This is a genomic window from Mesorhizobium sp. WSM4807, from assembly GCF_055811615.1.
The window spans coordinates 174,014-186,310 of the sequence record NZ_JBVVQY010000012.1 but is presented as its reverse complement, the minus strand read 5'-3'; the positions used below and the strand labels follow the sequence as shown (position 1 = coordinate 186,310).

The following is a 12,297-nucleotide window of genomic DNA, read 5'->3' as shown; positions in this document are numbered from 1 at the left end:
GCAATGGCCGGACTGGCGCTGCCGGTGGAGCCGCGCAAGCGCAATGTCTTCATCTTCGAGGCGCGCGAGAAATATGATGACATGCCGCTGCTGGTCGATCCCTCAGGTATCTATGTCAGGCCGGAAGGCTCGGTCTACATCACCGGCGGCGGCGAGCCGGAAGAGGGCGACGGCCCTGCCGATCCCAGCGATTTCGAGCCCGACTGGCCGCTGTTCGAAGAGGTGATCTGGCCGGTGCTGGCCACCCGCATTCCCGCCTTCGAGGCAATCAAGCCGACGCGCGCCTGGGTCGGCCATTATGACTACAACACGCTCGACCAGAACGCGGTGGTCGGCCCGCATCCGCAGGTCAGGAATTTCCTCTTCGCCAACGGTTTTTCCGGCCACGGCCTGCAGCAGGCGCCGGCGGTCGGCAAGGCTTTGGCCGAGCTGATCGTACATGGCGGCTACCGCACGGTGGACTGCTCGGCGTTTGGGTACAGCCGTGTCGCCGAGGGGCGGGCGTTTCGGGAGTTGAATGTGATTTGAAGGGAAAGGCGGCGATCGCTCCGCGATTTCTGATGCTGGAGGGACAGCGCCCCGCTTCTGTCCTGCCGGACATCTCCCCACGAGTGGGGAGATTGGCTGTCACCACCGCTTTCGCCAACCTCCTTCGTCGCAGGGCGAGCGGGCGCTGAAACTGCTAATCTCCCCCCGTGTGGGGGAGATGTCCGGCAGGACAGAGGGGGGCGCGAAGGATCGCGACAGGCGAGCCGTCAGCGCTCGCGGCCGAACCAGAACGCGTCGGCCATGCGCGCCATGCCGATCCGTTCGTAGAAGCCGACGGCGTCGGGCACCGAAATCAGTGAGATGGCGACGGATGGCCCGAGCTGCCGCCGCACTTCGTCGAGCAGGCTCTTGCCGATGCCGAGCCCCTGCGCCGATTTGCAAACGGCGAGCTCGGAAATATAGCACACCCATGAGAAGTCGGTGATGCCTCGGGCGAGGCCAATCAGCGGCTTGCCAGGCGCATCGAGGCGCGCCGTCAACACCAGATCTGCATTGGCAAGCATCGCCTTCAGACGAACGTCGTCATCGATGGGCCGAGTGACGCCGAGGCCGGATTCCACCAGCACGCGGCGGAACTCGGCTGCGTCGAGGGTCGGTTCGCTGGCGTAGAGGACTTTGGGACGTGTTGTCATGCCGGCCAAGGTGCACCATAGGGCGGCAACTTTGAAGCGGCCTGTGCTCCAGGACCAGGGCCAGCCCAAAACAGCCGCCTTTTATTTGCCCGCAGCTTTGTGTAAACCGGGCGCCAACACATCCCCGCAGCGAAAAGAAGACGGGCAAAGACCATGGAAAAATTCACCAAGCTCACCGGCGTTGCCGCGCCGATGCCGATCGTCAATGTCGATACCGACATGATCATCCCCAAGGATTATCTCAAGACGATCAAGCGCACCGGGCTCGGCAGCGGACTGTTCGCCGAAATGCGCTACAAGGACGACGGTTCGGAAAATCCGGACTTCGTGCTCAACAAGCCGGCCTATCGCAAGGCGCAGATCCTGGTCGCCGGCGACAATTTCGGCTGCGGCTCTTCGCGCGAGCACGCGCCGTGGGCGCTGCTCGATTTCGGCATCCGTTGCGTCATCTCGACCTCGTTCGCCGACATTTTCTACAACAACTGCTTCAAGAACGGCATCCTGCCGATCACCGTCAGCCCCGAGGATCTGGAGAAGCTGATGGACGACGCCTCGCGCGGTTCCAACGCAACGGTGTCGGTCGACCTCGAAGCCAAGGAAATCCGCGGACCGGACGGCGGCGTGGTCAAGTTCGACCTCGACGACTTCAAGCGGCACTGCCTGCTCAACGGGCTCGACGATATCGGCCTGACCATGGAGAAGGCCGACGCTATCGCCTCGTTCGAGAAGAAGAACGCCGCTGAGCGCCCCTGGGCCTGAGCGGTACGATGACCCGGCCGCGACAGGCCGGGTTCGTGGCGGCTGAACTGAGGGACAGTCATGACACGTTCGCTTCTTGCCGGCGCCTGCGCGCTGGCGTGGATTCTGATGCCGGTGGCTGGCGCGCATGCACAGACCGACATGGTGCTCGTGCCGGCTGACGATGCGTCCGGCCGGGCCGCCGACCTGGGCGCGTCGAGCAATGCGGCCCTAGCCGACGATGACAGCCAAGCACCGGTCCCGTTCGAGAGTGGGCAGCTGACCATCACCCAGCAGGAAGAGTATGGCGAGAAGGTGCTGGCCTATGACGGCAAGCAGCTGGCCAGCAATTACGAGGTGTCCTTCGACAAGATCGTCAAGGTCGGCGGGGTCAACGTCGCGCTGGTCGATGTCGGCGATGGCGGCAACCAGTGCGGCCCGGCCACGGTGATCGTCTGGAAGCCAGAAGGCGGCACCATCCAGAGCATCACGGTCGAGCAGGATGAATGCGGCGCACCGCCGGCTGCGATCTCCGACAGCGCCATCTATTTCGTGCCCTATCTGCTGCCGGGCGTTTCCAAGCCGGCGCTGCAATGGTCGCCGACGGACGGGCTGACGATTTCCGGCAATCTCACCTATATGCCGGAGCCCGGCACTGACTGGAAAGACGTCGATCCGTCGAAATACGACAACATCGTCGCCGCTTTCCACAACGAGGCCGTCTACAGGCTGGCCGAGACGCTGCTCGGCAAGGAGATGCCCGAGATGGCGACCAGCCTGCTGGTCGGCGGCGGCACCGAGAAAACCGCCTCGGGCGCCTTCTATGCCAGCGGCTGCGTGCCGCACAATTGCGGTGGCAATGACGGCTTCATGGCGGTCGACCCGGCCAACCACAAGCTCTATTTCGCCCGCCGGGGCGACAAGCCCGAGCCGGACGCGTGGCCAGCTGTGAACACGTGGCCCGCCGAGGTCAGGGAAGCGATGGACAAGGCGCTCGGCTCGCCGAATTAGCTTCTCTGCTTCGTGCCTTCTTCCCGAGGCGGGGCCGAGCGGCGGCAGTCGTAACCCTAAAGCGCGTTGCGTCTGAAAGGATTCACGCGACGCGCTTTAAGTTCTTGTTTTTATGCATGTCGCTATCCCAAAACCGCTGCGCACTTTTGGGCGACATGCATTAGAGCATCAACAAAAAGGCCCGGCGCATGGCCGAGTTTTCCGTCGAATAGAGATTTCCATCAGTCGCCATCGATCGCCGTGGCCATGCGGGCGATGGCCTGTTGATAGACGCTCGCGGAATTCCAGCCAGCAATTGCGCCCATATTCGCCTGCGCGCTCCCGCCGGCCCGCCAACCATGACCCTTGAGGAAGTTGGCGGTGGAAGCCAACGCAGTGCTCTTGTCGCGCAGATTTTTGTTGCCGACTCCATACTTCAAAACATTTCCGGGCAGGAACTGCGTGTGGCCAATCTCGCCATGCGCGGCACCGACCGACGACGCGCTCAACGCTCCGCGATCAACCAGCTTCAGGGCTGCAATGGCATGCGGATAAAAGAACTCCGGGCGGCGGCAATCATAGGCAAGCGTTAAAATGGCAGAGACGGTATTCTGGTTGCCCATGGAGGAACCGAAGCCGGTCTCCATGCCCCAGATGGCGAGCAACACACCCGGCGACACGCCGTAGGTTCCCTCGATCTTGTCGAACAGCGCCGCGTTCGACTTCTTCAGCGAACGGCCCTTGGAAATGATGGTGGACGCGCCACGGCGCTTCATGAAAGCTTCCACCGAGCCGCTGAAAGCCTTGTGGATAGCGCGGTCGGCGGCGATCGTCCTTTTTGCGTAGGTCGCGTTAGCCAGAGCGGCCAGACCCTTCGAGCCTACACCGTTGGCTCTAGCCTCCGAGGCGAACTCAGCCTTCCACGCTTCGAAGCCCGCGCCAGTATTGCCGCACTGGGCGGCCTGTGCCGCTGTTGCCGCCGCAAGCATCATCAATGCTGCCGCCGCGAAAATCTTTCCCTTGGCAAAAAATGCCATGTTTCTCTCCTGGTTGCCTGGATCTTGTCCCAAATACGAATTTGCCAGCGAAACGCCCGGTTGTCACTGATGGAGCAACGTGCGCCCACTTGGACGCAGTACGTTCCAACACTTTACAATCTGCGCATCGTGCTTTCCGAAAATCGGAACCGATTTTCGAGCCGATGCGCTAAGAACTCGTTTACGCATCGCCGCCACAGGGCTGGCGAATGCCGGACAACTTGCTTACGATCAAGTAATTATTGTGGCGGGGGGCTAGAATATTCATGGAAGACGTTGACGTCGTGGTCATCGGCGCCGGCTCGGCGGGACTTTCCGCTGCCAAGACCCTGCGTGCAGCTGGCCTTTCCTTCAAGCTGGTCGAAGCGATGAACCGTATCGGCGGCCGCGCCTGGACCAGCGATCAGCATTTCGGCACCCCTTTCGACATCGGCTGCGCCTGGCTGCACGCGGCCGATCGCAATCCCTACTTTCCCGAGGCGCAAGCCGCCCGCTGGACGCTTCATCATCACGACATGAATGCCGATCATCTCTATTATCGCAACCGAAAGGCGAGCGAGGACGAAGAGGCCGCGATGAAAGCGGCTGATACCAGGCTGTTCGAGTTGCTGGCGGCACATCAGGTCAAGGTTGGCGACGACGACCGTCTTTCGGCCCTGCTCGCCAGGGGCCATGCGCCGCGCGCCGCCGCCACCTTTGCCGGGCCGATGGACTTTGGCGCCGACGAGGACGAGATCTCGATCCGCGACTTTCAGGCCGCCGCCGATCTCGAGCCGAACTATTTCACCAAGGAGGGGTTCGGCGCACTGGTCGCCCGTTACGGCGCCGACGTGCCGGTCGAGCTGTCGACGCCGGTGCGGAAAATCCTCTGGGACGTGCCGGGCGTCGCCTGTGTCACCGATCGCGGCACCATCCGCGCCAAGGCGGCCATCGTCACCGCCTCGCCGGCGGTGCTCGCCTTCGAGGAGGTCGAATTCGCGCCGGCGCTGCCCGACACGCATTTCGCTGCCTTCTTCGACCTGCCGATGGGCATGCTGACCAAGCTGCCGGTTGAAATCACGGGCACAAGGCTCGGGCTGGCGCCCTTCGACGACCTGCTGATCGAGCGGCTGGCCAGGCACGACATCTACTTCCTTTGCTTTCCCTTCGACCTCGACCTGATGGTCGGCTTCGTCGGCGGCGATTTTGCCTGGGAGATGTCGGCGGCGGGCGAGGCGGCAGGCGTCGACTTCGTCGTCGACCGGCTGTGCGCCATCTTCGGCGGTGACGTGCGAAAACATGTCGGGCGCGCCATGATGACCAATTGGGGCGGCGAGCGGTTCGTGCGCGGCGCCTATGCGGCGGCCCGACCCGGCCGTTCGCAGGCGCGCGCCACGCTGATGCAGCCGGTGGCGGAAAAAATCTTCTTCGCCGGCGAGCATCTGGCCGGTCCGCTGATGCAAACCTGCGGCGGCGCCAGGCTATCGGGCGAGGCGGTGGCGAGAACGGTCGCCGCCCAGCTTGCGGCAAAATAGCAACGGCAGGAACGCCGGCCGCCGACAGGCGTTTGGGCGATATGCCGCTCCGCACTATATCCGGGCTGATGATTTGAGACCTGGTGATTTGAGATTGGTATGAAGCTCTTCGATTGCCCGCATTGCGGCCACCGCCTCTATTTCGAGAACGCCCAGTGCCTGAACTGCGCCAGCTCCGTGCTCTACGATCCCGGGCATGCGCGCTTCGTGTTGTCCGGCGCCGGCGGCGTTTTCCAGTGCACCAATGCCGACGAGTGCGCCTGCAACTGGATGGCTGAACCTGGCCATGCCTTCTGCCGCGCCTGCGTGCTGAATCAGTTGATCCCCGACCTTTCGGTCGAGGGCAACCGCCGTCGCTGGATCCGCGTCGAAGCGGCAAAGAAGCGGGCAATCTATTCGCTGCTCGCCGCCGGACTGCCGGTCGCACCCAAGCAGAACGCCGGCGACGAGGCCGGCCTCGCCTTCGACTTCCTCGCCGATCCGATCGGCGGTCCGGGTGGCGAGCGTATCCTGACCGGCCATGACAACGGCCTGATCACACTCAATCTCGCCGAGGCGGACTCGGCCGAGCGCGAAAGACGGCGCGTCGAGATGGGCGAGAACTACCGCACTTTGCTCGGCCATTTCCGCCACGAGCTCGGCCACTATTTCTGGGACCGCCTGATCCGCGACGACCCGCAACGGCTTGCCGCCTTCCGTGCATTGTTCGGCGACGAGCGCACCGATTATGAGCAGGCGCTGAAGGCCTACCATGCCAATGGCGCGCCGCCCGATTGGCAGCAGGGCCACATTTCGGCCTATGCCACGTCCCATCCCTGGGAGGACTGGGCCGAGACATGGGCGCACCATCTGCACATCACCGATACGTTGGAGATGGTGCATGCGCTGAATTTCCCGCTCGGCCGGCTGGAAACAGTGGAGGCCAACGAACTGTCGCCGGGTGACACCGGCGGCGAACTGCAACCGGCGCCGTCAGAACCTGCCGCCGTTCCCGAAGCCTTCGAAAAGATCCTGGCCCGCTGGCTGGTGCTGTCGGAAGCGTCCAACTCGATCAACCGCTGCATGGGCCTGCCCGACCTCTATCCCTTCGTCATCTCGGAGGTGACGGCGCAGAAGCTGGCCTTCGTCCACGATCTCCTGACCGGTGTAGTGAAAGAAACCGGAACAAAACGTGAGCCGGCCGAGGCGTTTTAGCCGGAACGCATGAGGCGTTGTTTCGTTTTCGTTCGCGAGGGACCATCAAAACGGAGCGAAACCATGAAGCGCATACTATTTCCTGCTGTCGCCGGAGCGCTTGTCGCCATGTCGGGCACAGCCTTGGCCGATACCGCCGTTTCGGCGGTCGCCGATCTCAACATTCGCGCCGGCCCAGGCCCGCAATACCCGGTCATCGGCGTGCTCGCCGCCGGCCAGTCGGCAACGCTCGATGGCTGCATCCAAAACAGCAAATGGTGCACCATAGCCGAGGCCAATGGCCAGGGCTGGATCTATTCCGACTATGTGACGGCCGATTTCGGCGGCAACGAGGTCGTCCTGACCCGGCGCCCGGCCGCCGCAGACATTACCATCGTCGAGGCGCCCGCCGACGTCGACTATCCCGAAACCTATACCGGAGCGATCGTCGCTGGCGAGCCGATCGAGCCGATCAGGCGGCCGCCGGCCGAAGTTCGCACCTACATCGAGACCAACCGGGTCGACCCGGTCTATCTCGAGGGCGAGGTGGTTACCGGCGCGACCTTGCCCGATACCGTCGAGTTGCGCGAGATTCCGGACTATGACTACCGCTATGTCTATGTGAACGGTCAGCCGGCACTGGTCGATCCCGGCACCCGACGCATCATGTACGTCGAGCGCTGACATCAGCAAGCAATCAGGCGGCCGCCCGGCAAGAGCCAGCGGCGACCGCCTCTGTCCGATATCGTTAACCTGAGCTTCGTGCTGGAGCGGCGTGCCCGCCGCTCCAGCCTTTTGTTCGAGCATCGGATTTTCCCAAAACCGGTTCCACTTTTGGGTCCGATGCTCTAGATCATGCGACCCGATGCATCAGGCAAGGAACCCGCGTGATATCAGACCCTGCCGCCTTCGAGCATTATCGGCGCTCTCCCAGCGCCAAGACGACCCTGCCGCGGCTCCTGCTCGGAACGGCGATCGTCGTCCTGTTCTGGGTCGCGACAACCATCGCCGTGCTGTTCGGCGGCGCCTATCTTTTTGTTATCTGGCAGGCATCGTCTGGCACCCCGATGGAAGGAGGGGCGGTGCAGAATTTCATGGCCTCGCCCGCCGGGATCCTCGCCGCGCTCGCCTCGTTCGCCGGAATCTGGCTCGGCCTGTGGGCTGCCATGCGCTGGGTCCATTGCGAACCGCTGATGGCGCTGATCGGCACCAGCCACCGCGTTTCGCGCTCGGGATTTCTTAGGGGATTGGCCGCGGTGCTGATCACATCGCTGCTCTCCGAAATCCTGCTCTATCTCTTGCAGCCCGAGATTGCACGCGGTGCGATCGGCCTGTCGTCTTGGCTGCTGTTCCTGATCCCGATCGCTGCGCTGGCCTTGCTGCAGACCTCGTCCGAAGAGTTGCTGTTTCGCGGCTATCTTCTCAGGGGCCTGGCCAACCGGTTTCAAAACCCCTTCATCTGGGCATTGCTGCCAGCGCTTCTGTTCACTTCGATGCATTGGAGCCCAAGCTCGACGGCCGCCATCAACGCCTGCGTGCTAGCCTCGATCGCTGCTTTTGCGCTGCTCCTGACGCTTGTGGTCTATGCCACGGGCAACCTCGGCGCGGCCTTCGGCGCCCATCTCGGCAACAATCTGACCGGCTTCCTGCTGATTTCGCACCAGCAGAGCTACAATTCCTTCGCCCTGTTCAACGCCAAGCCGCTCGAAGGCCCCGGCTGGACGACGCTTGATGCCGTCCTCATCGCGGCGATCGGCATCGTCTGCACCCTGTTGACTGTTCTGCTGCTGCTGCATCCGCGCTCGCCGCTGAAGGTCGGGCCGGATATTTCGCACGCCGGCGGCCCAAGCTGATGCGCATCACGCTGGTGGTGCTGCCATAAACCGAACCGGCCCGGTTCAGCGTATTCGGCCCCGCACCTTGACTCCGCGGCCGATTTCCTGTCTACACGCTGCGAATTCCGCGACGAGTATCCCTCCGAGCAAGCCGACCGGGACGCCGAAGCCTCTTTGAGGTGACGTGCTGTAAATCGATCCTGGAGGCCAACATCCGGCAGCGCTGTGCGCCCCCGGGTGCTTTTTGGCTTTGGGCTTTTGCCCGGGCTGGCTTTGTTTGGGCTGGCTTTGAGTTGGATACTGGGCGCGAACGCATTACCTCTCGGATCGAACCCGAACCGAGATTGAAGGAAGACAGATGTTTGAATCCCTTCAGGAGCGCCTTGGCTCCATCCTGAACGGCCTTACCGGCCGCGGTGCCCTGTCCGAGGCCGATGTCGCGGCGGCGCTGCGCGAGGTGCGCCGTGCGCTGCTCGAGGCCGACGTGGCGCTGGAAGTGGTGCGTTCCTTCACCGACAAGGTGCGCGACAAAGCCGTCGGCGCCGCCGTGCTGAAGTCGATCAAGCCCGGCCAGATGGTCGTCAAGATCGTCCATGACGAGCTAGTCGAGATGCTGGGCGCCGAGGGCGTCGCCATCGACCTCAATGCGCCGGCTCCGGTCGTCATCATGATGGTCGGCCTGCAGGGCTCCGGCAAGACGACGACATCGGCCAAGATCGCCAAGCGCCTCACCGAGCGTCAGAACAAGAAGGTCCTGATGGCCTCGCTCGACACGCGGCGTCCCGCCGCGCAGGAGCAGCTCCGTCAACTCGGCGAGCAGGTCAAGGTCGCCACGCTGCCGATCGTCGAGGGCCAGACGCCGGTCGACATTGCCCGCCGCGCCGTGCAGGCGGCAAAGCTCGGCGGCCATGACGTCGTCATCCTCGACACCGCCGGCCGCACCCATATCGACGAGCCGCTGATGGTCGAGATGGCCGACATCAAGAAGGTGTCGTCGCCGCACGAAATCCTTTTGGTCGCCGATTCGCTGACCGGCCAGGACGCCGTCAATCTGGCGAAAAGCTTCGATGAGCGCGTCGGCATCACCGGCCTGGTGCTGACCCGCATGGACGGCGACGGCCGTGGTGGTGCAGCACTTTCCATGCGCGCCGTCACCGGCAAGCCGATCAAGCTGATCGGCACCGGCGAAAAAATGGACGGGCTGGAGGAATTCCATCCCAAGCGCATCGCCGACCGCATCCTCGGCATGGGCGACATCATCAGCCTGGTCGAAAAGGCTGCCGAAAACATCGACGCCGAGCAGGCGGCGGCGATGGCCAAGAAGATGCAGTCGGGCAAGTTCGACCTGAACGACCTTGCCGGCCAGCTTCAGCAGATGTCGAAGATGGGCGGCATGGGCGGCATCATGGGCATGATGCCGGGCATGGGCAAGATGAAGGACCAGATGGCTGCCGCCGGTCTCGACGACAAGATGTTCGGCCGCCAGCTCGCCATCATCTCGTCCATGACCAAGGCCGAGCGCGCCAACCCCGATATTCTGAAGCACTCGCGCAAGAAGCGCATCGCCGCCGGCTCCGGCACCGATGCGGCCGAGATCAACAAGCTCCTGAAGATGCATCGCGGCATGGCCGACATGATGAAGGCGATGGGCGGCAAGGGCAAAGGCGGTGGCCTGATGCGCGGCATGATGGGCGGCCTGGCCCAGAAGATGGGCCTCGGCGGCATGATGCCAGGCGGCATGGGAGGCATGGGTGGCCCGGGCGGCATGATGGGCGGCGGCATGCCGGACCTGTCCAAGATGGACCCCAAGCAGCTCGAAGCCTTGCAGAAGCAGGCGCAGGCAGCCGGTCTCGGCGGCATGAAGGGCCTGCCCGCTGGCCTTGCAGGTGGCGGTGGCCTGCCTGGGCTGCCCGGCGGCATGAAGCTTCCTGGTTTGCCGGGATCTGGCGGCGGTCTGCCAATGCTTGGCAAGAACGGCCCCGGCAAGAAGAAGTGAGGGCGCGATGAACGAAGAAAAGGACATGGCCGACGCACGTGCGGCGCTGGTCGACTACCGCGCCTCGATCGACAACATCGACGCAGCGCTCATCCACATGCTGGCCGAGCGTTTCCGCTGCACCAAGGCGGTCGGCGAACTGAAGGCGTCGCATGGCCTGCCACCGGCCGATCCGGCACGCGAGCAGCAGCAGATCGCCCGCCTTCGCCAACTGGCGAAGGACGCCCATCTCGACCCGGATTTCGCGGAGAAATTCCTGAACTTCGTCGTCCGTGAAGTGATCCGGCATCACGAGCATATCGCCGCATCCAACGGCGTAACGAAAACCGGCTGAGGACCAGTGCATGTCGCCCAAAAGTGCGCAGCGGTTTTGGGACAACGACATGCATAAAGACAACAGTCATAACCCCGATCAACGAAAATCAGAATTTTAGGAGAAAGAAAATGCCACTGAAAATCCGACTGTCCCGTGCGGGCTCGAAGAAGCGTCCCTATTACCACGTCGTCGTCGCCGACGCCCGTTCGCCGCGCGACGGCCGTTTCATCGAGTCGCTCGGCTCGTGGAACCCACTGCTGCCCAAGGACGGCGAGCGGGTCAAGGTCGACGCCGACCGCGTCAAGCATTGGCTTTCGCACGGCGCCCAGCCGACCGACCGCGTGCTGCGCTTCCTCGATGAGGCCGGCATCGCCAAGCGTGAGACCCGCTCCAACCCGAAGAAGGCCGAGCCCGGCAAGAAGGCGCAGGAACGCGCCGCACTTCTGAGGAAGGCGCAGGACGATGCAGCCGCCGCTGTTGCCGCCGCGGCCGCCGCGCCGGCCGAGGCGGAAGCCGCGACCGCCGAATAGTCGACCTTTATCGGTCATGAAGACGGCGGGCCATTGCCCGCCGTTGTCTTTTCAGGGCATGCCCGTGAGGGAGGCCGCGCCTGTTCAATAGCCCTGCGGGCAACGGGCGATGTATACGCGGCCATAGCGATCCCGGTAGCGGCAGCGGCCGGGTTCGGTAGCACGACCGATCAGTGCGCCGGCGAGGGCGCCGACAGCACCACCGACCACCGCACCTTCAACTGCGTCATCGGCCACTGCAGCACCGACCGCCGCGCCACCCAGGCCGCCGACCGCAGCGCCCTGTTCTGTCCGGGAACAGGCTGCGAGCGAGGTTGCCAGTACCATCAGGATTACCAGTTTCTTCATCGTCGTTCCTCTCAACCGGGGTTTTCCGTCCTCGCCGCCACATCTTCTAACTCGCAACCGGGCGATTTGATCCAAAGACAAAGAAGAAGGGCGGCGGCAGACGGCGCCTTCTCTGGCGGCGTGACCGCCATCGAACGGCTTTTGAAGTCGCCGCTATCGGTTGAACTGGATCAGCGATCGCATCCTGGGGTTGCGCAGGAAAAGGCCACCCCACAAGATGAAGCCGAGATAGACGCCGAACAGTGTGTGCGAAAACAGCGGGCTGCCGATACGTATATGCGTCGCGATGGCGCCACCGAGGTAGGCGGTGAGCAGGATGGCGCCAAGCACCGAGGTGCGTGGCACCGCATAGAGCGCGGTCGAGACCAGTCCGATGATGCCGAGCATGCGCGAGACATTGGGATCGGCTGGCCAGCCGAGCTGCACCATGGTCTGGGTGACGACATCGAGCGGCGGCAGCTTGATGACGCCGTCGAAGATCATGAACAGCACGATGAGGGCGCTGAGCCCTCGGCCGGTCCACAGCGCGCCCGGCGTGACGGATGCTGTTTGAGACATGGTCATTGGTCCTCCGGTTGTTTCGAGCCCTCTTGGCGAGGGTCGAACCAAGGACGCGGCGTGAGGCGGCGATCCGACACG

14 protein-coding genes are annotated in these 12,297 nt (G+C 63.6%); 10 read left to right on the top strand and 4 right to left on the bottom strand.

Translation table 11 applies throughout. The features are described from left to right. Positions 1–528 (top strand): NAD(P)/FAD-dependent oxidoreductase (locus tag AC0L3N_RS18085; protein ID WP_473548884.1); only part of this gene is annotated, 528 nt, incomplete at its 5' end. A 227-nt stretch (positions 529–755) separates the two neighbouring features. On the opposite strand, the gene AC0L3N_RS18080 is transcribed toward AC0L3N_RS18085, so the two are convergent. Next, positions 756–1,181: a GNAT family N-acetyltransferase gene (locus tag AC0L3N_RS18080; protein WP_473548883.1), complete on the bottom strand. Its 426-nt coding sequence runs from the start codon at positions 1,179–1,181 to the stop codon at positions 756–758. 153 nt (positions 1,182–1,334) lie between these two features. On the opposite strand from AC0L3N_RS18080, the gene leuD reads away from it, so the two are divergent. Together leuD and AC0L3N_RS18070 are read left to right on the top strand one after the other, a co-directional pair. After that, positions 1,335–1,940, top strand: coding sequence for a 3-isopropylmalate dehydratase small subunit (gene leuD / locus AC0L3N_RS18075; RefSeq protein ID WP_123148747.1), 606 nt, complete (start codon positions 1,335–1,337; stop codon positions 1,938–1,940). Positions 1,941–2,000: 60 nt separating this feature from the next. Continuing rightward, positions 2,001–2,930, top strand: coding sequence for a hypothetical protein (locus tag AC0L3N_RS18070; RefSeq protein WP_473548881.1), 930 nt, complete (start codon positions 2,001–2,003; stop codon positions 2,928–2,930). Between the two features lie 221 nt (positions 2,931–3,151). Here the strand turns inward: AC0L3N_RS18070 and AC0L3N_RS18065 are convergent, their stop codons facing one another. Beyond that, positions 3,152–3,946 carry a lytic murein transglycosylase gene (locus AC0L3N_RS18065; RefSeq protein ID WP_473525907.1) on the bottom strand — a complete coding sequence of 265 codons (795 nt, stop codon included), beginning with the start codon at positions 3,944–3,946 and terminating at the stop codon, positions 3,152–3,154. Positions 3,947–4,212: 266 nt separating this feature from the next. Here AC0L3N_RS18065 and AC0L3N_RS18060 point away from each other — a divergent pair, with 266 nt between their 5' ends. From AC0L3N_RS18060 to rpsP, 7 genes are all read left to right on the top strand, one after another. Then, positions 4,213–5,460 (top strand): flavin monoamine oxidase family protein, encoded by a 1,248-nt coding sequence (locus AC0L3N_RS18060; protein ID WP_473548880.1) that lies wholly within the window; start codon positions 4,213–4,215, stop codon positions 5,458–5,460. Positions 5,461–5,559: 99 nt separating this feature from the next. Beyond that, a complete protein-coding gene (locus tag AC0L3N_RS18055; protein ID WP_473548878.1) occupies positions 5,560–6,654 on the top strand; it encodes a zinc-binding metallopeptidase family protein in 1,095 nt (364 codons plus the stop codon). Positions 6,655–6,717: 63 nt separating this feature from the next. Next, complete coding sequence (locus AC0L3N_RS18050) at positions 6,718–7,317, top strand: DUF1236 domain-containing protein (RefSeq protein WP_473548877.1); 600 nt, start codon at positions 6,718–6,720, stop codon at positions 7,315–7,317. Positions 7,318–7,520: 203 nt separating this feature from the next. Next, positions 7,521–8,486, top strand: a complete 966-nt coding sequence (locus AC0L3N_RS18045) for a lysostaphin resistance A-like protein (RefSeq protein ID WP_473548876.1) — start codon at positions 7,521–7,523, stop codon at positions 8,484–8,486. 340 nt (positions 8,487–8,826) lie between these two features. Beyond that, complete coding sequence (gene ffh / locus AC0L3N_RS18040; protein ID WP_473548875.1) at positions 8,827–10,464, top strand: signal recognition particle protein; 1,638 nt, start codon at positions 8,827–8,829, stop codon at positions 10,462–10,464. A gap of 7 nt (positions 10,465–10,471) precedes the next feature. Then, a complete protein-coding gene (locus AC0L3N_RS18035; RefSeq protein ID WP_095495656.1) occupies positions 10,472–10,798 on the top strand; it encodes a chorismate mutase in 327 nt (108 codons plus the stop codon). Positions 10,799–10,908: 110 nt separating this feature from the next. Next, positions 10,909–11,310 (top strand): 30S ribosomal protein S16, encoded by a 402-nt coding sequence (gene rpsP / locus AC0L3N_RS18030; protein WP_473485977.1) that lies wholly within the window; start codon positions 10,909–10,911, stop codon positions 11,308–11,310. 84 nt (positions 11,311–11,394) lie between these two features. On the opposite strand, the gene AC0L3N_RS18025 is transcribed toward rpsP, so the two are convergent. Both AC0L3N_RS18025 and AC0L3N_RS18020 read right to left on the bottom strand, forming a co-directional pair. Further along, positions 11,395–11,658, bottom strand: coding sequence for a YMGG-like glycine zipper-containing protein (locus AC0L3N_RS18025; protein ID WP_473485976.1), 264 nt, complete (start codon positions 11,656–11,658; stop codon positions 11,395–11,397). A gap of 153 nt (positions 11,659–11,811) precedes the next feature. Beyond that, positions 11,812–12,222, bottom strand: a complete 411-nt coding sequence (locus AC0L3N_RS18020) for a DoxX family protein (protein WP_123148756.1) — start codon at positions 12,220–12,222, stop codon at positions 11,812–11,814. Positions 12,223–12,297 lie beyond the last annotated feature (75 nt).